This window comes from Nocardia nova NBRC 15556, from assembly GCF_001613005.1.
GTDB classification, from domain to species: Bacteria; Actinomycetota; Actinomycetes; order Mycobacteriales; family Mycobacteriaceae; genus Nocardia; species Nocardia nova.
On sequence record NZ_BDBN01000075.1, the window covers coordinates 12,113 to 30,397 of the forward strand.

Genomic DNA, 18,285 nt, shown 5'->3' on the forward strand with positions numbered 1-18,285 from the left:
CAGAGATCACGATCATTCACAACAGCGCTTGATCCTGCAATAACATTCCGCGCCACGGCAATTCGTCTCGCAATCGATGAGCGAACCCGGTGACGGCCAGCCGGACGGCGGCGTCGACGGCCGGGCGCGCGATGTTGTCGGTGGGCTCGGGTACAAATCCGTGGGTACCGAACGAACGGGGGAACACGTGACGACCTCTCCGGCCGCGACCTACGCCGTCACCGCCGACAATGTGCTGGCCCTGGCGCCCGACGCCACATCGGTGAGCGCCGCCCGCAAGCTCACCGCCGCATGGCTGGGCACCGGCGTCCACGGCAGCTCGCTGTGGGGGCAGTGCAAGGGCAGTGGCGCCACGCCGTATCAGACGATCGTCGACCTGTCGGGGCCCGCCTATCGCTGCTCGTGCCCCAGCCGGAAATTTCCCTGCAAACATGCGCTGTCGCTGTTACTGCTCTGGTCGCAGGGCACGGTCGCGGCGTCCGACGCACCCGCCGACTTCGCGGCGGAGTGGTTGGCGGGCCGGGCCGCACGGGCCGCGAAACCGGCCGAGCCGGCCACGCGCGGCACCAAACAGTCGACGCTCGACCAGCGGCGGGCGCGAGTGACCACCGGACTCGACGATCTCGACGTCTGGCTCGGCGACCAGATCCGCACCGGCTTGGCCCAGGCCGACCATTCCGCGGCGGCCCTGGAGGCGGTGGCCGCCCGGATGGTGGATTCGCAGGCGCCGGGGGTGGCGGCAGCATTGCGGCAACTGCCGCGCCGCACCCTGGGCGTCGAACAGTGGCCGGCGATTCTGCTCAGCGAATACGCCCGGTTGCATCTGCTGATCGGCGCACACCGGCGGCTCGACGACCTGCCGCCGGCGCTGGCTGCCGGGGTACGCGCCCATATCGGCTATCCGGCCAAGGCCGAGGAGGTCCGCGGCGGCGAGCCCGCGATCCGCGACCGGTGGATGGTGCTCGGGGTGCGGATCACCGAGGAGGAACGGGTCTTCACCCGCCGCACTCTGCTGCTCGGCCGGGACACCCAACGCTGGGCACATATCCTCGACCACAGCTTCGGCAGTGCGAGTTTCGCGGGCGAGCTGCCGATTCCCGGCACCATGGTCGAGGCGGACCTGCACTACTACTCGGGGGCGATGCCGCTGCGCGCGGTGTGGGGCGTGCGCCACGGCGAGCCGGAACCGTTCACCACCATCGTCTCGGAGTCCGCGTCCATCGCCGGACAGCTCGACGCTCACGCGCGGGCACTGGGCGCCGATCCGTGGTTGCGTGGGTGGCCGATGCTGCTGGCGGACGTGGTGCCGAGCCCGGGAACCGCCGGCTGGTATCTCGCCGAGCCCGACGGCACGGCGGTGCCCATCGCCGCGACCGCCGAGGTGCCGTGGCAGTTGATCGGACTGTCGGGCGGTCATCCGCTGACGGTGATCGGTGAATGGACCGCGGCCGGATTGGTCCCGGTCTCCGCTCTGGTGGCCGGCGAACTCGTCGGGGTCGAGACCGAATCACTTCTGGGGGTACCGACCCCCGGCACCGCCGTCCCGGCCTCGTCGGAGCCGATCGTGCCGGTTGCGCTGCTGGGTACCGCCCGCCGCACCCTCGATCCCGGCGAACTGGCCGAGGCGGTGACTTCGGCCGCGCGCGCCGACACTCCGGAACATGCCGTGCTGGGGGCTGTGGCGCTCCTGGAGCTGTATCACCGCGGCGGGGTGCCACCGGCCCGAGCCGAGTTGCCGGTCCCTGCCGCCGACGACGATCGCGCCCCATTGCCGCGGGCAGCGGCACAGCGGCTGCACCATCTGCTGGCCGACGGCTCACCGATGCTAGCCGAATGGTTCGAGGCCGCGCTGCCCGGCGACCGGCGGGCACCCGACGCACTCTGCGCCACACTCCTCGAGGCAGCGAGAAGCCAAGCCGCCCTGCGGGTTCCGCTGATGCGCCTGGCGGGCGCTCGGGGGCGGTGGCTGGCGGCTCTGCATCCGCGCTGGCGACCACTGCTGCGGACCGGTGACGACGATCCCCAGGTGTGGACGCACGGCCGGCCTGCCGAACGCCGAAGTTGGCTGGAAGCCCTGCGCGCCCGCGACGCCGCGGCCGCCCGGCAGGCCCTCGCCGAAACCTGGAGCCGGGAGCCGGCGCGCGGCCGGGCCGAACTGCTGGCGGTGCTGGCCGCAGGAGTCGGGCCCGAGGACGAGCCACTGCTCGAATCGGCGCTCGACGACGCGCGGCCCGACGTTCGCCGCACGGCCGCCGATCTCCTTGCCCACCTGCCTGATTCGGCCTTCGCGGAACGGATGCGCGAGCGCGCCGGCCGGTGGCTGACCGTCCGGTCCGGCCGGCTCGAGGCGCATCTGCCGCACGACCTCGACGACGCGGCTCGCCGCGACGGACTCGCCGACCGGCTCGACCCGGTGGCCTACCGCCGCGACGGCGGGGCGGACGTGGATGCCGAACGGCTGCGCCGCCTGATCGCCGCCACCCCGCTGCGACATTGGGAGCAGCTGTGCGGATCCGCGGAGGCCGCCACGGCGCTGGGGCTGCCCGACGACATCCTCGGGCCGATCGCCGCGGGATGGGCGGAAGCGGCTCTGGCACAGGGCGATTCCCGCTGGGCGATTCCGCTGTTCGAGGTGCTGACCACCACGCCCACCCTGGGTGCGGATCCGCGGCTGCGACAGCGGTTGTTCGCGCTGCTGCCGATCGAGCGGCGGGTGCGGTACCTGTGCGGCCTGGACAGCAGTTGGCTGGCCGAACTCGAACTGCTCGTCTCGGCGCTTCCGCGGCCGTGGCCGCAGCCGCTGGCCGAACACCTGGTCCGGCTGCTGCTCGATCGCGCCCATCTGGCCGCCGCCCGTCCCGGCGCGGCCGGGCTGTCCCCCGCCTCCTATCGCACGCTGCTGCGCAGTGCCGCGATCAACTTCCCGGTCCGCGCGGTCGCGGCGGTGACCGTCGCCGCCCGCCGCTGTACGGACCCCTACTGGCAGAACGCCTTCGACCGCCTCGCCGACGATCTGACCCAACGCACCCTGATGCTCGAGGAGCTGGCATGACCACCACCCAGAACCCACCCGCCGACCTGCTGCGTCCCCATGCCGAACAGGCCTACGCCGACGAACTCCGAGTCCTCGCCGAGGTCGACGACCGTCCGCGGCCGCCGTCGTGGCGGCTGTCGCCCTGGGCGGTGGTCACCTACCTGTTGGGCGACACCCTGCCCGACGGCACCGTGATCACCCCGAAATACGTCGGACCGCGCCGCCTGATGGAGGTGGCGGTCGCGACGCTGGCGACCGATCGGGCACTGCTGCTGCTCGGCGTACCGGGCACCGCGAAAACCTGGGTGTCCGAACATCTTTCGGCCGCCATCAGCGGCGCCTCCACCCTGCTGGTGCAGGGAACGTCCGGAACCGCCGAGGAGGCGATCCGGTACGGCTGGAACTATGCGCGCCTGCTCGCGGAAGGGCCGAGCACCGGCGCACTGGTGCCCTCACCGGTCATGACCGCGATGCGCACCGGTGCGATCGCCCGCGTCGAGGAGCTCACCCGCATTCCCTCCGACGTGCAGGACGCCCTGATCACGGTGCTGTCGGAGAAGACGCTGCCGGTGCCCGAACTCGGTATCGAGGTGCAGGCGGCCAAGGGCTTCAACGTCATCGCCACCGCCAACGACCGCGACCGCGGCGTCAACGAACTCTCCTCCGCGCTGCGCCGCCGGTTCAACACCGTGGTGCTGCCGCTGCCCGCGGGCGAGGACGACGAGGTCGCGATCGTGACCCGCCGAGTCGAACAGCTCGGCGCCGCACTGCAATTGCCGCCGATTCCGGCTGCGGCCGAGGAAGTGCGGCGGGTGGTGCGGGTGTTCCGCGAACTGCGTTCCGGCATCACCGAGGACGGCCGGACCAAGTTGAAGTCGCCCTCGGGCACGTTGTCGACGGCAGAGGCGATTTCGGTGCTCACCAACGGCATCGCGCTCGCGGCGCACTTCGGTGACGGGGTGTTGCGCGCGAGCGATGTCGCCGGTGCGGTCCTCGGTGCGGTGATCAAGGACCCGGTCGCCGATGCCGTGGTGTGGACCGAGTACCTCGAGGCCGTCGTCCGCGAACGCCCCGACTGGTCCGATTTCTACCGCGCCTGCCGCGAGGTGCACGGGTGAGCGGCGACGCCGTCGCGCTCGACGAGCCGCAGACCCGGATCTTCGGCATCCGCCACCACGGTCCCGGGTCGGCGCGCTCGCTGACCTGGGCGCTGGAACGTTTCCGCCCGGATGCGATCCTCATCGAAGGCCCGGCCGATGCCGACCCGCTGGTCGCCTACGTCGCCGCCGAGGGTATGGAACCGCCGGTGGCATTGCTGGCCTACGCTCCGAACGAACCTTCGCGAGCCGCCTTCTGGCCGTTCGCGGTGTTCTCCCCGGAATGGCAGGCGCTGCGGTACGCGTCCGAACACGCTGTCCCCGTGAGCTTCTGCGATCTTCCGGCCACCCACACCCTCGCCCTCGACACCGAGCCGGGTGACAGCGGTGATCCGCTGGCCGCGCTGGCCGCCGCGGGCGGATACGACGACCCGGAGCGGTGGTGGGACGCCGTCATCGAATCGTCGTCGAATCCCACCGGGGACGGCACCGACATCTTCGAGGCCATCACCGAGGCCATGGGCGCACTGCGCGCCGCGGCCGGAGACGGTCCTGCCCGGGCGGCGTCGGAGACGGATCCCGGAGCCGACCCGCCGCCACCGTCCGACCTCGATCGGCACGCCACACATGCCTTCGACACGGAAGATACTGCGCCACAGCAGGATTCATCCGCGCCCACGGAGCTCCTGCCCGGTGGCATCGACCTGCGCACCTTGCAGCGCGAAGCGTATATGCGGCAGGTCATCCGCCGGACGCTCAAAAGCGGTGCGCGCCGGATCGCGGTGGTCTGCGGGGCGTGGCACGCCCCGGCGCTGGCGGGCAAACTCGGTCCGGCGGCGGCCGATTCCCGCCTGCTCAAGGGTCTGCCGAAGGTGAAGGCCACGCTCACCTGGGTGCCGTGGACCCACTCGCGGCTGGCCGGCTCGTCCGGATACGGCGCGGGCATCACCTCGCCCGGCTGGTACCACCACCTGTTCACGCGGATCGACGACCCGATCGCCCGCTGGTTCACCCGGGTGGCCGGCGCGCTGCGCGCCCGTGACCTGCCGGTTTCCAGTGCGCACATCATCGAGTCGGTGCGACTGGCCGACACTCTGGCCGCGCTGCGTGGTCGTCCCGCGCCGGGGTTGTCCGAGGTCACCGATGCCACGCGGTCGGTGCTCTGCGACGGCGACGAGTCGATGCTGCGGTTCGTCAGCGACGAACTGGTGGTCGGCGAGGCGCTCGGTTCGGTGCCCGAGAGCACGCCGACCGTCCCGCTGGATGCCGACCTGCGCGCGCAGGCGCGCACCCTGCGGCTCAAACAGCAGGCTCTGGCCCAGCAGTTGGACCTCGATCTGCGCAAGGACCGCGATGTGGCCAGGTCACATCTGCTACATCGGCTGCGACTGCTCGGAATCGACTGGGGCACACCCGTCACCGGCGAGGTCCGCAATACCGGCACCTTCCGCGAATCGTGGGCGCTGCGGTGGGAACCGGGCCTGTCGGTCGCGGTCATCGAGGCATCGCGCTGGGGCACAACCATCCGCACCGCGGCCGAGGCGAAGATCCTCGACCGCGCCGGCGCCTCCGACGCCACGGTCGCCGATATCAGCGCGGCCCTGGAGACCGCGCTCCTGGCCGACCTCGGCGGCGCGGTGGACGGGCTGGTCGCTCGCCTGGAGGCGGTGGCCGCGCTGGATCACGACGTCACGCACCTGCTGGACGCACTGCCCGGACTGATCCGCACCCTGCGCTACGGCGACGTCCGCAGCACCGACCTCGGCGCGCTGGCGCGAGTCGCCGACGGCCTGCTCCTGCGCATCTGCGCCGGGTTGCCCGGCGCCGTCACCGGTCTCGACACCGATGCCGCCACCGAACTGCGCGGCCTGATCGACGCCACCCACGTCGCCATCGCGACCCGTGACGATGCGGACGCCACCCGGTCCTGGCTGGCGGCACTGGGCCTGGTGGCCGACCGCGACGATGTGCACGGGGCGCTGGTGGGCCGGGCGGTTCGATTGCTCTGCGATGCGGAAATCATCGCCGACGCCGAGGCCGCGCGTCGGCTGTCGGCGGCCCTGTCGATCGGCCACAGCCCGGCCGAGAAGGCGGCGTGGATCGACGGCTTCCTGGGCGGGCGTGGCCTGCTGCTCGTCCACGACCGAGACCTGTTGCGGCGCATCGACTCCTGGCTGCGCGAGCTGGACGAGGAGCAATTCGTCGCGACCCTGCCGCTGCTGCGGCGCACCTTCGGCGCTTTCGAGGCGGGAGAACGACAGGCCATCGCCCGAGCCGTCCGGGAGGGCACGCCCGCGGCCGCGCCGCAGCGCGACCACTCCGGGCCGGACGCCGCCCGCGGCGTGCTGGCCCTGCACGCGGCGACCGAAATTCTGGCGGGCGCACGATGATTCGAGCCGAGAGGAGCCGACGATGACCCATATCGAATCGGATGAGGTGCAGGCCCGGCGCTGGCGACTGGTCCTCGGCGCTCCCGCCGAGGCGGGGCTGGGCGGGCTCGGTACCGCCGAGGACGCGGCGATGGACCGGGCGCTGTCGGCGCTCTACAACGGCGACGAGCACGCGCCGGCGGACAAGCGCGCCGCCGGCCTGGGTGGTTCGGCGCCGAAGGTCGCCCGCTGGCTGGGCGATATCCGCACCTACTTTCCGTCGACGGTGGTCGAGGTCATGCAACGCGACGCCATCGACCGGCTGCAACTCACGCAACTGCTGCTCGAGCCCGAACTGCTCGAGGCGGTCGAACCCGACGTCCAGCTCGTCGGCACCCTGCTCAGCCTGAACCGCATGATGCCCGAAACCACCCGCGCCACAGCACGAGTCGTGGTCGAGAAGGTGGTGCGCGACATCGAACGCCGGCTCGCCGCGCGCACCGTGGCCGCGGTGTCCGGTGCGCTGAACCGCGCGGCGCGGGTGTCGCGGCCACGGCTGCGCGATATCGACTGGGATCGGACGATTCGCCGCAACCTCGCCCACTATCTGCCCGAACACCGCACGGTGGTGCCGCAGCAACTGGTCGGATACGGGCGCAAGGCGCAGGCTGTTCGGCGGGAGGTGGTGCTCGCGATCGACCAATCGGGGTCCATGGCGGCCAGCGTCGTCTATGCCTCCGTCTTCGGTGCGGTACTCGCCTCCATGCGCTCGCTGAAGACCTCACTGGTGGTCTTCGACACGGCCGTGGTGGATCTCACCGAGCAACTGTCGGATCCGGTGGATGTGCTGTTCGGCACACAGCTCGGCGGCGGAACCGATATCAACCGGGCCATCGCCTACTGCGGGCAACTCGTCACCCGTCCGGCCGACACGCTGTTCGTCCTGATCTCCGACCTGTACGAGGGTGGAATTCGCGACGAGATGTTGCGGCGGATCTCGGCGATGAAGGAGGCGGGCGTCCAGGTCCTGGTACTGCTCGCGCTCTCCGACGAGGGCGCCCCGGCCTACGACCACGACAACGCCGCCGCGCTCGCCGCGCTCGGAGTGCCCGCCTTCGCGTGCACTCCCGACCGCTTTCCCGACCTGCTGTCGGTGGCCCTCGACCGCGGCGACGTGGCGACCTGGGCCCGATCCAACGCGAGCCGCCGATGATCACCCGACCGGCGCCCGTGTCCGGCGCCACCGAAAGGTCTTGCCGGACCGCAACTCTCACCGGCAGCACAGTCGCGCGGCGACTACCTGCTGTTCTCGGCGGGGTACGGCCGATTTCCTCCGTACGGGCCGCGCAGTTCGGCGGGCCGCGCGCCGGCGCGGAAATCGACGCGATAACTTGGACCGGTGTTGAAGAATTCCGTGGCCACGACGGCAGGAGCATGGCGGGTAGGTGACGGCACTGCGGTGTCATTTCGCGAGGCGGCGGTGGCCTGGGCATTGGCCGCACATGCCGAACTGGCCGAAACCGCGACCGGATACGGGCATTTCATCACTGTGAACGAGTTGGCCGAACGGATTCAGGACGTGTCCGGGGTGCATACCGAGGCGCCGACACGCACCTGGATGGCCGCGATTCTGCGGAAGGTCGCGCGGCGCTGCCACGGCGCCGGTGAGCCGCCGCTGACCGCGCTGTGCGTACGCCAGAACCACACCGTCGGCGACGATTACAAGTACGTGCTCGAACTCGCCGGTCTGCCGATTCCCGACGATCTCGAACTGCATGCGGCCTACGCCCGCTGGCAGTGCTATCAGCACTACGGCGCGGAGATGCCCGCCGAGGTCGGCGTTCCGCCGCTGACGCCGAAGGTGGACGCGCGCCGTCGCGGTCGCAGCGCGACCAGAACCGTGATGGCACAGGAGGAGAAGACTTCCGAGCCGCGGCCGGCGGTCTGCTCGCAGTGCTTCATCCAGCTGCCTGCCGGCGGCGTCTGCCAGTACTGCGTCTGAGCGTGATCCGGGTACGGCCGCTGAGCGCCTGCGCTCAGCGGCCGTACCCTCACCGTCACAGATCGGCGATCGCCGCCAGCGGTGGTGTGCGCGCGGCGCGCACGGCCGGCCACAGCGCCGCCAGCACACCGACCACGGCCGAGCCGATCAACATGCCCACGATCTGGCCCCACGGCACGGTGATCGTGCTCAACCCCAGATCCGACAGCGTGCGCAGGAATCCGACGCCGAGTCCCAGCCCGAGGACCACCCCGACCACGGCACCGAAGACCGCGATCAGCATGGATTCGAGATAGATCGTGCGCCGGACCTGTGGGCGCTGCATGCCGACCGCACGGAGCATGCCGATCTCGCGCCGCCGCTCGACGACCGAGAGGGCGAGCGTATTCACGATGCCGAGAATCGCGATCACCACCGCCAATGCCAGCAGCCCGTAGAGGATGGCGAGCATGGTGTTGATCTGTTTGCCCTGTGCGCCTTTGAATTCCTCGCGGTCCTGCACCTGCACCACCACGTAGGACGCGGTCGCCTTCTCCAGGTTGCCCCGCATCGCGGCGACGTCGGCGCCCGGCGCGGCCTTGACCAGCACGATCAGGTCGGTGCGGAACGCCACCGGCATCACCTGGTTGTAGAGGTCCGGCGCCACCACCAGGGGGCCGAGCAGCTGGCTGTCGGCATAGATGCCGGCGACGGTCACCGAGAACTTCTTGTTGTCCACACTGGTGACCTCGACGCGGTCACCCGCATGCCAATTGCGTTTGCCCGCTTCGGTTTCCGACACCAGCAGAGAGTCGCCGGTGAGGTTGTCGGTGCCGTGGCGGATGTCGTAGCGCAGGACCTGGCCCATCGGCGCGTCCGGCGAGGTGCCGGTGACCTGGTCGTCGCCCACCCGCAGCGCGACCCCGCGGAAGGCCACCACGTCGGAAACCCCGGGGACCGAGCGCGCCGCCTCCGCGGCGCCCAGCGGCACACCGATCATCTGCGGCCCGGCCAGGACGTAGTCGGCGTTCACACCCTTGTCGACGAGTTCGCCGACACTGGCCTTCGCCGAGGCGCCGAGCATGCCGATCGCCGAGACCAGCATCAGCCCCAAGGTGAGCGCGAACGCCGTGGCGGCGGTGCGGCGTGGGTTGCGCATCGCGTTGTTGCGCGCCATCGCGCCGATCGAGCCGAACGGACGTACCAGCAGGCTCAGCGCTCCGACCACCGGTCGCGACAATGCCGGTGAGGCGAACAGGACCGCGAAAATCAAAGCGGCCGCGCCGACTCCGACCGTGGCCGCGGCATTGCCGCCGGTGTTGCGGGCCCCGAGCACCACCAGCACCACACCGATCACCGCCAGGACCGCACCGATCAGCGTGCGCACGCGCAGCGATTCACCGACCGAGGCGAACTCCTCGCGCATCGCCTCCACCGGCGGAATCTTGGCCGCCCGCCGAGCGGGTGCGTAGGCGCTGGCCACCGTCACCACCAGGCCGATGCCGATCGCCGTCAGCACGGTCCGCGGCAAGACCTGCATGGTTCCGGTGGGCAGTCCGAGGTCGAAGGCGTTGAGCAGCGCGGACAGCCCGAACGCCAGCCCGATGCCGCCGGCCAGTCCGAGCAGACTGCCGATCAGGCCGATGACGAAGGCCTCCGCCACCACCGACAAGCCGACCTGACGCCGCCCGGCCCCGACCGCTCGCAACAGCGCCAGCTCCCGCAATCGCTGTGCCACGATCATCGAGAAGGTGTTGTAGATGATGAAGGTGCCGACCAGCAGCGCGATCGCGCCGAAGGCGAGCAGGAAGTAGTTGACGAATTTCAGCGCGTTGCCGACCTGGGCCTTCAGATCGGCGCGCACCTGATCGCCGTTCATGACCTTGTAATCGGGCGCCACCTTCGCAATCCGGTCGCGCAATGTATCCGGGGACACCCCGGGCACCGCGGCCACATCCACGTAGGCGACATGCGCTCCGTCGGTGAACAGTTCCCGGGCCTGCGAGTCGTCGAACAGCAGCCCGATGAATCCGCCGGTGTCCGAGGACACGGTGTAGATGCCGCTGACGGTCATATCGATGGTGCCGCGGGAAGGAATCAGCACCTTGGCCTTGTCACCCACGTGCAATCCGGCCCGGTCCGCCCCACCGGAATTGATCGCGATCTGCCCCGGTGTCACCGGCGCCACTCCGTCGACGAAATGCTCCGGGTCGGCGATCGCCTTGTCCGGCGGCAGATAGGACCGGCCCCAGCTCGGCGCGCCGCCCGTCTGCACCGCATGCCCGTCCTTCAGCAGAACGATCGGTCCCTGCACCGCCGGCGCCACCGCGCGCACGCCGTCGGTCGCGGCGACCTTGGCGACCAGGTCGTTCGGAACACCCAGCGACTGGCTGTGTTTCGGCTCCACCCGTACGTCGACGCCCTTGGCCTGGTCGGCGAAGATGCCGTCGAAGGTGCGCTGCAGGGTGTCGGTGAAGACGAAAGAGCCTGCGACGAAGGCGGTTCCGAGCACGACCGAGAGCAATGTCAGCGCCAGCCGCACCTTGTGCGCGGCCAGATTACGCAAGGCCACCTTGCGCATCGGCGATCCAGCCATGGCGCTATGCCTCCAGGGATTTCATGCGGTCCAGCACCGACTCCGCTGTCGGATCCCGCAATTCGTCGACGATGCGCCCGTCGGCGAGGAAGATCACGCGGTCGGCGTAGGAGGCGGCATGGGGTTCGTGCGTGACGATCACGACCGTCTGGCCGAATTCGTCGACCGCCGCCCGCAGAATCGACAGCACCTCCCCGGAGGACCGCGAATCGAGGTTGCCGGTCGGCTCGTCGCCGAAGATGATGTCGGGCCGGCCGACCAGCGCCCGCGCACACGCGACACGCTGCTGCTGCCCGCCCGACAACTCACTCGGCCGGTGGTCGAGGCGGTCCCCCAGACCGAGACGTTCGATCACGGTGTCCAGCCACTCCTGATCGGGTTTGCGGCCCGCGATATCCAGCGGCAGGGTGATGTTCTCCAGCGCGGTCAGCGTCGGCACCAGGTTGAACGCCTGGAAGACGAAGCCGATGCGGTCGCGGCGCAGGCGCGTCATCTGCTTGTCCGACAGACCGGTCAGCGCGGTGTCGCCGATGCACACCGTGCCGGAGGTGGCGCTGTCCAGTCCGGCCAGGCAATGCATCAACGTCGATTTTCCGGAGCCGGACGGGCCCATGATCGCGGTGAACTCCCGCTGGGCGAAATCGGCCGAAACCCCGTCGAGGGCGCGGACCTGGGTGTCTCCGGATCCGTACAGTTTCGTCAGGTCGGTGGCGCGGGCCGCGAGCGTGGTCGCCGCGGCGGGTTCGGTGCCCAGGGCATCGGCAGTCATGGTCTCCAGTCTGGCCAAACCGGCGTGCGGGCGCCATCAGGATTTCCCCCCAATACCTGGGGCGCATTTCCCGGGCCCCGCCGGGGATCCCGCAGCGCCGAGCTTCCGCGCACCTATCCTCGTGCGCATGGCTGCGCTCACCCCGGTCCTGCTGATGCTCGTCGGTGGGATCGCGCTGGCGCAGTACGGCCTTCTGCGCTGGATTTCGGCCGCCCGATTGCTTCTGCCGGCGGTGGTCCTCGGCCTCGCCGCACAACTCACCCACGACGCAATCGACGGTGGCGGCATCACCCGCATCGACGAACCCGTCACCGACTGGGTGATCGACCATCGCATCGGTTGGCTGAACCCGGTGATGCGGACACTCACCGATTTCGGCGGCGTCGCCGCGATGACGGCCCTGACCATCGTGGCCTGCGCCTGGTTCGGCGTGCGGCGGCAGTGGGCGCGGCTGCTGACCACGGCCGCGGTGGGCGTCGGGACAGCGGTGATCGGTGCCGTGCTGAAGTCGGCTATCGGGCGGCACCGGCCGCCCGCGATCGATCAGCTGGTCACCGAGACCAGTCCGTCGTTCCCGTCCGGTCACACCTTGGGGAGTACCGCGGTGGTCGGGGTGCTGGCCGCCATGGTCGTGCTCTCACCGTGCGGCCGGATGGCCCGCGTCGCCGCGGTCGCGGTCGCGGCACTGTTCGCGGTGATGATCGGCCTGACCAGGATTTATCTCGGCGTGCACTGGACCACCGACGTGCTGGCCGGTTGGTCGATCGGGCTGATCTGGCTCGCGCTGTGCCTCGGCCCCTACCTGTGGTGGCGGGCGCGGGTCAACTCGAGAGCGCAGCCAGCAGAACCAGAACCACCAGCAGCAGCACCACCGCGCCGACGATGATGCCGATGATGAGCCCGGTATTCGATGTGTTCTGCGCCGGGACCGGTCGCATCGGCTGCATCGGCGCCGGCGGCCGCTGTCCGTACGGCTGGTTGTACTGGTTGTACTGCCCCGAGGCTCCGTACGGCTGCGGCTGATTCGCCGGACGCGCGGCGGTGGCGGGATACGGCTGCGGCACGGGCCCGTGATGCGGCATCGGTTGGGGCCGGGCCGCGTGCGGCATCGACGGACCGGTCGCCGGCCGATGCACGACCGGCTGTCCCGGCCCGGTGCCCGGCCGGCCCGTCGTCGGCATCGGCGGACCGGTGTAGGGGCGCCCGACCGTCGGCATCCGCGGCGCACTGGCCGGGGACAACGCCTGGCGGGCGGCGGCGGCGAACTCCGCACAGCTGCCGAATCGGTCGCCCGCACGCTTCTGCATCGCCTTCAGCAGGACCGCGTCCAGGCTCGCGGGCAGGCCGGGTCGCACACTGCTCAGCGCGGGCGGCGGCCCCTGCAGATGGCCGCGGATCACCGCCGCCGGATTCGGCGCGTTGAACGGTCCCCGGCCGGTGAACAGCCAGAACAGGCTGCACGCCAGTGAGTACTGGTCCGAACTGCCGTCCAGCGGCGCGCCGGTGAGCTGTTCGGGTGAGGCATAGGCCAGGGTCGCGGTGAAGGTTCCGGTCTGGGTGAGGTGACCGCCGTCGTCGCGCAGGCGGGCGATGCCGAAGTCGGTGAGATACACCCGCTCGCCCTTGCCTCCGGTGGAACGGGCCAGCAACATGTTGCCGGGCTTCACATCCCGGTGCATGACCCCGTTGCCGTGCGCGTAGTCCAGCGCCTCGGCCACCTCGGCGATGATCTGCACGGCCCGCTCGGGTGGCAGCTTCTTCGGGTCCACACTCGCGGCGTCGATACCGTCGATGTACTGCATCGAGATCCAGAGCTGACCGTCCTCGAGGCCGCGATCGTAGACCGTGACGACCTTGGGATGATCGAGTTGGGCGACCAGATCGGCCTCGCGCTCGAAGCGGGCCCGGATCTCCGGATCGGCGACCATCTCGCGGTTGAGCAACTTCAGCGCGGTCATCCGCGGCAACCGCGGGTGTTTGGCCAGATAGACCTGCCCCATACCGCCGCGGCCCAACAGTCGTTCGATGACGTAGCCCGCGAACACATCACCGTTGGCCAGCATGCCCCGCTCCCACTTCCCGTGCCGGAATCCCCGAAACCATAGCAGTCCACCGGAACCGGCATTCTCGATCGACGGGGCCGCCGGCCCGCGTGAACAACGGGTCACCGCCTGTCGCTGCGGGCTGTCGGTGCCTACCGATACGCTCTCTGCCATGCGTATTGGAGCACACGTCCGTCAAGACAGTGATCCGATCGGCTTCGGCGAGCGATTGGGTGCCGACGTCATCCAGATGTTCGTCGTGGATCCGCAGGGCTGGGACAAACCGCAGCCGCATCCGCGCACGGAGGAGATCAAATCCAGCCCCATCGACGTGGTGGTGCATTCCTCCTATCAGATCAACGTGGCCAGTACGAACAACAGGTTGCGCATGCCCTCGCGCAACGCGGTCGCGCAGCAGGCGCAGGCCGCCGCCGATCTGGGCGCGTTCGGCCTGGTCGTGCACGGCGGGCACGTGCGTTCGGATGCCGAGATCGAGGCCGGAATCGTCAACTGGCGCAAGCTGTTCGAGCGCCAGCAGGACAAAGGCGGGTTCGCGGTGCCGATCCTCATCGAGAACACCGCCGGCGGTAATCACGCCATGGCACGTCATTTCGATTCGATCGCCCGGCTGTGGGATGCGGTCGGCGACTTCGGCGCGGGCTTCTGCCTCGACACCTGCCACGCCTGGGCGGGTGGTGAGGAGTTGGTCGGCGTGGTCGATCGGATTCGCGCGATCACCGGCCGCATCGATCTGGTGCATCTGAACTCCTCGCGCGACGACTTCAACTCCGGCGCCGACCGGCACGCCAACTTCGCCGACGGCACCATCGATCCGCAATTGCTCGCCGAGGTGTGCCGGACCGCCGACGCGCCCGTGGTGCTGGAAACACCGGCCGAGGGTGTCGCCGAGGACCTCGCCTACCTGCGCGAACACCTCGGCTGAGCAAGGTCGCCCGGGCGCAGCGCCGGTGCCGCCTTTGTGATCGCGCTGACCGTAAACCTGGTCGCGCGCGGGCCCCGATGGTGTGCTCGGAACACAGCACGTTCCGAGCGAAAGGCCCTCCATGTCAAGCGATCACGCAGCAGAGTCCGTGTCCGTGGTGAAACTCGGAACCCACATCGGCGCCCGGATCGACGGCGTCCGGCTCGGCGGGGATCTGGCTCCGGAGACGGTCGCGGCCATCCGCGCGGCCCTCAACGAGCACAAGGTGATCTTCTTCCGGGATCAGCACCATCTCACCGAAGACGGTCAGCACGAATTCGCTCAGCTGCTCGGCAGTCCGACCACGCCGCACCCGACGGTCACCTCCAAAGGCGTGAAGAGCCTGGCGATCGATTCCCACCACGGCCGAGCCAACAGCTGGCACAGCGACGTCACCTTCGTCGACCGGATCCCGAAGGCCTCGATTCTGCGCGCGGTCACCCTGCCCAGCTACGGCGGCTCGACCACGTGGGCCTCGACCGTAGCCGCCTACGCCTCGCTGCCGGAGCCGCTGAAGCGCCTGGCCGAGGAGCTGCGCGCCGTGCACACCAACAAGTACGACTACGCGGCGAGCCACGAGGAGCAGCCGGACCCGAACGCGCAGGCCTACCGGGAGGAATTCCAGTCGACCTACTACGAGACCGAGCATCCGGTAGTCCGGGTACACCCCGAGACCGGTGAGCGTGCGCTGCTGCTCGGACATTTCGTCAAGCAGTTCGTCGGTCTGTCCAGCAACGAGTCACACGCTCTGTTCCGCCTGCTGCAGGATCGCGTGACCCGGCTCGAGCACACCACCCGATGGAACTGGTCGCTCGGCGACGTGGCGATCTGGGACAACCGTGCCACTCAGCATTATGCGATCGACGACTACGACGGCGCCGAGCACCGCAAGCTGACCCGCATCACGCTGGCCGGAGATATTCCGGTCGGCGTGGACGGCCGGACCAGCCTCAGCATCGCCGGTAACGCCGACCACTACTCGATCATCGAGGATCTGGCCGAGGCGGCCTGATCCGCCGCGCCGGCCGGTGGTTGAATCGGTACATGGAGATTCGACCGCTGGCCGGCGTTCGGGTACTGGAACTGGGCAACTACATCGCGGCGCCGACCGCGGGGCGCATTCTCGGCGACTTCGGCGCCGAGGTGATAAAGGTCGAGCGCCCGAAAACCGGTGACGAGCTGCGCAATTGGCGCCTCTACGGCGGCGACACCTCGATGTTGTATCGCACGGTGAACCGCAACAAGAAGTCGATCACCCTCGATCTGCGCACCGAGGCGGGACGGGCGATCGTGCTGGATCTCATCCGGCACTGCGATGTGCTGCTGGAGAATTTCCGGCCCGGCATGCTGGAGAAGTGGGGGCTGGGGCCGGAGGTGCTCGACGAGGCGAATCCCGACCTGGTCATCACCCGCATCTCCGCCTACGGGCAGACCGGACCGCTCTCCCAGCGGCCGGGTTTCGCCGCGGTCGCCGAGGCGATCGGCGGGCTGCGCGAACTGGTCGGCGACCCGGATCGACCGCCGGTGCGGGTGGGCGTCTCGATCGGGGATTCCATCGCGGGGATCTACGCCGCCTTCGGCACGGTGCTGGCACTGTTCCAGCGCAAGGGTGCCGAGGAGCGAATCCCGTTGCCGCAGCGCATCATCGACGTCGCACTGAACGAGTCGATTCTCTCCGTGATGGAGTCGCTGGTTCCCGACTACGAGGCCTACGGCATCAACCGCCAGCGCGTCGGCGGTCGGATGGAAGGGATCGCGCCGAGTAACGCCTACCCGTGCGCCGACGGCACCAGCATCATCATCGGCGGAAACGGCGACGCGATCTTCCGGCGCTATATGCAGGTGATCGAGCGCCCCGATCTCGCCGAGGATCCGGAATTGCAGGACAACGCCGGCCGCTGGCGCCACCGCGACCGCCTCGACGCCGCGATCGGCGAATGGAGTGTGCGCCACACCCGCGACGAGGCGCTGGCGATCCTCGAGCAGGCGGCCATCCCGTGCGGCCCGATCTACACCGCGGCCGATATCGTCGCCGACGAACAGTACCGGGCGCGCAACATGATTCAGCATTTCCCGGTCGACGTCGGCGCCGCCGAACCGAAACAGGTCGCCTTCACCGGCATCGTCCCGGTGATCGGCGAACGTTCGCTGCCGATCCGCACGGTGGGCCCCGATCGGGGCGAACACACCCGAGAGGTCCTCTCGGAACTGCTGGGAATGTCGGACGCCGATATCGACGGCCTGGAGGCGTGATGAGCGACAATCGCGCAGCGGCTCGTCCCGCCGACCGGGTGCGGGTGTCCCGCATGAACACCGCAGGCGTGATGAGCGACAATGGCGCAGCGGCTCATCTCGCCGACCGGGCGCGGGTGTCCCGCATGAACACCGCAGGCGTGATGAGCGACAATCGCGCAGCGGCTCGTCCCGCCGACCGGGTGCGGGTGTCCCGCAAGACACAGGAGGCGTGATGAGCGACTTTCCTTCCACCACTGCGGGCACGTTGCGGGATGTGACCCTGCGGGACGGACTTCAGCTGACCGGCAAGGTGCTGCCGACCGAACACAAGGTGGAGATCGCCCGCACCCTGCTCGCGCTGGGCGTGCCGGAACTCGAGATCGGTTCGATGGCACGCCCGGATCTGGTGCCGCCGATGGCCAACAGCATGGAGGTCGTGGCCGCGCTGACTCCCGAAGAGCTGCAACGCTGCTGGGTGTGGGTGGCCACGCCGCGGCAGGTCGCGCGTGCCGCCGAGGCGGGCGTGCGGAACTTCCAGTACTGCCTGTCGGTATCGGATGCGCACAACAAGGCCAATATCGGCCGCACGGCCGAGGACAGCGTGGCCGCGATGCCCGAGGCGATCCGGCTGACCGAGGAGGTCGGCGGGTCCATTCAACTCTGCCTGGCAACGTCTTTCACCTGTCCGTTCGACGGGCCGGTGGATCCCGAGCGAGTCCTCGCGATCGCCGCCGATCCCCGCACCGACGGCGCCGCCGATATCGTGATCGCCGATACGCTCGGCCAGGCCTATCCGGCGCAGGTGCATGCCCTGATCGCCGCCGTGCGAACGGGAACTCCGCAGCGCCGCATCCTCTTCCACGGCCACGACACCTGGGGTATGGGCGTCGCCAACTCGCTGGCGGCCCTGGCCGCCGGCGCCGATGCGGTGGACGGTTCCCTGGGCGGTCTGGGCGGCTGCCCCTTCGCGCCGGGCGCGAGCGGCAACACCGCCAGCGAGGACATTCTGTTCGCCACCCGCCCGGACTGGTTCACCCCCGCCGCGCTGACGACCATGGTGGGCCTCACCGAACGTCTGCTGACCGACCTGGGCGAGCCCAACCGCTCCCGCACCGCCGAAGGCGCTCGCTCGGAGGCTCGTGCCTTCGAATGGGTTGTGCCGCGCCAGGATTAGGCGTGC

14 protein-coding genes are annotated in these 18,285 nt (G+C 69.7%); 11 read left to right on the forward strand and 3 right to left on the reverse strand.

Annotated elements, in window-relative coordinates; genetic code table 11:
* Positions 1 to 76: 76 nt before the first annotated feature.
* The 5 genes from NN2_RS26520 to NN2_RS26540 all read left to right on the forward strand — a co-directional run bounded on the left by NN2_RS26520 (position 77) and on the right by NN2_RS26540 (position 8,502).
* Positions 77 to 3,052 (forward strand): SWIM zinc finger family protein, encoded by a 2,976-nt coding sequence (locus NN2_RS26520; RefSeq protein ID WP_082857281.1) that lies wholly within the window; start codon positions 77 to 79, stop codon positions 3,050 to 3,052.
* Positions 3,049 to 4,152, forward strand: coding sequence for an ATP-binding protein (locus NN2_RS26525; RefSeq protein ID WP_063016893.1), 1,104 nt, complete (start codon positions 3,049 to 3,051; stop codon positions 4,150 to 4,152). The genes NN2_RS26520 and NN2_RS26525 overlap by 4 nt, the downstream gene beginning before the upstream one ends.
* Entirely contained in the window at positions 4,131 to 6,521 is a 2,391-nt protein-coding gene (locus NN2_RS26530) for a DUF5682 family protein (protein ID WP_063016948.1), read from the forward strand. The genes NN2_RS26525 and NN2_RS26530 overlap by 22 nt, the downstream gene beginning before the upstream one ends.
* A gap of 22 nt (positions 6,522 to 6,543) precedes the next feature.
* On the forward strand, positions 6,544 to 7,713 hold the full coding sequence (locus NN2_RS26535) for a VWA domain-containing protein (RefSeq protein WP_063016895.1): 1,170 nt from the start codon (positions 6,544 to 6,546) through the stop codon (positions 7,711 to 7,713).
* A gap of 246 nt (positions 7,714 to 7,959) precedes the next feature.
* Entirely contained in the window at positions 7,960 to 8,502 is a 543-nt protein-coding gene (locus NN2_RS26540; RefSeq protein WP_063016952.1) for a hypothetical protein, read from the forward strand.
* A 55-nt stretch (positions 8,503 to 8,557) separates the two neighbouring features.
* Here the strand turns inward: NN2_RS26540 and NN2_RS26545 are convergent, their stop codons facing one another.
* Together NN2_RS26545 and NN2_RS26550 are read right to left on the reverse strand one after the other, a co-directional pair.
* Positions 8,558 to 11,077, reverse strand: a complete 2,520-nt coding sequence (locus NN2_RS26545; RefSeq protein WP_063016897.1) for an ABC transporter permease — start codon at positions 11,075 to 11,077, stop codon at positions 8,558 to 8,560.
* Between the two features lie 4 nt (positions 11,078 to 11,081).
* Complete coding sequence (locus NN2_RS26550; RefSeq protein ID WP_063016899.1) at positions 11,082 to 11,846, reverse strand: ABC transporter ATP-binding protein; 765 nt, start codon at positions 11,844 to 11,846, stop codon at positions 11,082 to 11,084.
* Positions 11,847 to 11,973: 127 nt separating this feature from the next.
* Between NN2_RS26550 and NN2_RS26555 the strand changes: the two genes are divergently transcribed.
* On the forward strand, positions 11,974 to 12,732 hold the full coding sequence (locus NN2_RS26555) for a phosphatase PAP2 family protein (protein WP_063016901.1): 759 nt from the start codon (positions 11,974 to 11,976) through the stop codon (positions 12,730 to 12,732).
* On the opposite strand, the gene NN2_RS26560 is transcribed toward NN2_RS26555, so the two are convergent.
* Positions 12,668 to 13,909 carry a serine/threonine-protein kinase gene (locus NN2_RS26560; protein WP_082857283.1) on the reverse strand — a complete coding sequence of 414 codons (1,242 nt, stop codon included), beginning with the start codon at positions 13,907 to 13,909 and terminating at the stop codon, positions 12,668 to 12,670. The genes NN2_RS26555 and NN2_RS26560 overlap by 65 nt on opposite strands.
* Before the next feature lie 151 nt (positions 13,910 to 14,060).
* On the opposite strand from NN2_RS26560, the gene NN2_RS26565 reads away from it, so the two are divergent.
* The 5 genes from NN2_RS26565 (at position 14,061) to NN2_RS26585 (ending at position 18,279) form a co-directional block, all read left to right on the forward strand.
* Positions 14,061 to 14,831: a deoxyribonuclease IV gene (locus NN2_RS26565; protein ID WP_063016902.1), complete on the forward strand. Its 771-nt coding sequence runs from the start codon at positions 14,061 to 14,063 to the stop codon at positions 14,829 to 14,831.
* 121 nt (positions 14,832 to 14,952) lie between these two features.
* On the forward strand, positions 14,953 to 15,882 hold the full coding sequence (locus tag NN2_RS26570; RefSeq protein WP_063016904.1) for a TauD/TfdA dioxygenase family protein: 930 nt from the start codon (positions 14,953 to 14,955) through the stop codon (positions 15,880 to 15,882).
* 32 nt (positions 15,883 to 15,914) lie between these two features.
* Positions 15,915 to 17,123: a CaiB/BaiF CoA transferase family protein gene (locus NN2_RS26575; RefSeq protein WP_063016906.1), complete on the forward strand. Its 1,209-nt coding sequence runs from the start codon at positions 15,915 to 15,917 to the stop codon at positions 17,121 to 17,123.
* Positions 17,123 to 17,338 (forward strand): hypothetical protein, encoded by a 216-nt coding sequence (locus NN2_RS26580; protein WP_063016908.1) that lies wholly within the window; start codon positions 17,123 to 17,125, stop codon positions 17,336 to 17,338. The genes NN2_RS26575 and NN2_RS26580 overlap by 1 nt, the downstream gene beginning before the upstream one ends.
* A complete protein-coding gene (locus tag NN2_RS26585) occupies positions 17,338 to 18,279 on the forward strand; it encodes a hydroxymethylglutaryl-CoA lyase-like TIM-barrel protein (protein WP_063016910.1) in 942 nt (313 codons plus the stop codon). The genes NN2_RS26580 and NN2_RS26585 overlap by 1 nt, the downstream gene beginning before the upstream one ends.
* The last annotated feature ends 6 nt before the right edge of the window (positions 18,280 to 18,285 follow it).

Bases quoted from the DNA above. Each gene is read 5' to 3' on its own strand.
- NN2_RS26520 (WP_082857281.1), top strand. From the start codon at position 77: ATGAGCGAACCCGGTGACGGCCAGCCGGACGGCGGCGTCGACGGCCGG.
- NN2_RS26525 (WP_063016893.1), top strand. From the start codon at position 3,049: ATGACCACCACCCAGAACCCACCCGCCGACCTGCTGCGTCCCCATGCC.
- NN2_RS26535 (WP_063016895.1), top strand. From the start codon at position 6,544: ATGACCCATATCGAATCGGATGAGGTGCAGGCCCGGCGCTGGCGACTG.
- NN2_RS26545 (WP_063016897.1), bottom strand. From the start codon at position 11,077: ATGGCTGGATCGCCGATGCGCAAGGTGGCCTTGCGTAATCTGGCCGCG.
- NN2_RS26550 (WP_063016899.1), bottom strand. From the start codon at position 11,846: ATGACTGCCGATGCCCTGGGCACCGAACCCGCCGCGGCGACCACGCTC.
- NN2_RS26555 (WP_063016901.1), top strand. From the start codon at position 11,974: ATGGCTGCGCTCACCCCGGTCCTGCTGATGCTCGTCGGTGGGATCGCG.
- NN2_RS26560 (WP_082857283.1), bottom strand. From the start codon at position 13,909: ATGCTGGCCAACGGTGATGTGTTCGCGGGCTACGTCATCGAACGACTG.
- NN2_RS26565 (WP_063016902.1), top strand. From the start codon at position 14,061: ATGCGTATTGGAGCACACGTCCGTCAAGACAGTGATCCGATCGGCTTC.
- NN2_RS26570 (WP_063016904.1), top strand. From the start codon at position 14,953: ATGTCAAGCGATCACGCAGCAGAGTCCGTGTCCGTGGTGAAACTCGGA.
- NN2_RS26575 (WP_063016906.1), top strand. From the start codon at position 15,915: ATGGAGATTCGACCGCTGGCCGGCGTTCGGGTACTGGAACTGGGCAAC.
- NN2_RS26580 (WP_063016908.1), top strand. From the start codon at position 17,123: ATGAGCGACAATCGCGCAGCGGCTCGTCCCGCCGACCGGGTGCGGGTG.
- NN2_RS26585 (WP_063016910.1), top strand. From the start codon at position 17,338: ATGAGCGACTTTCCTTCCACCACTGCGGGCACGTTGCGGGATGTGACC.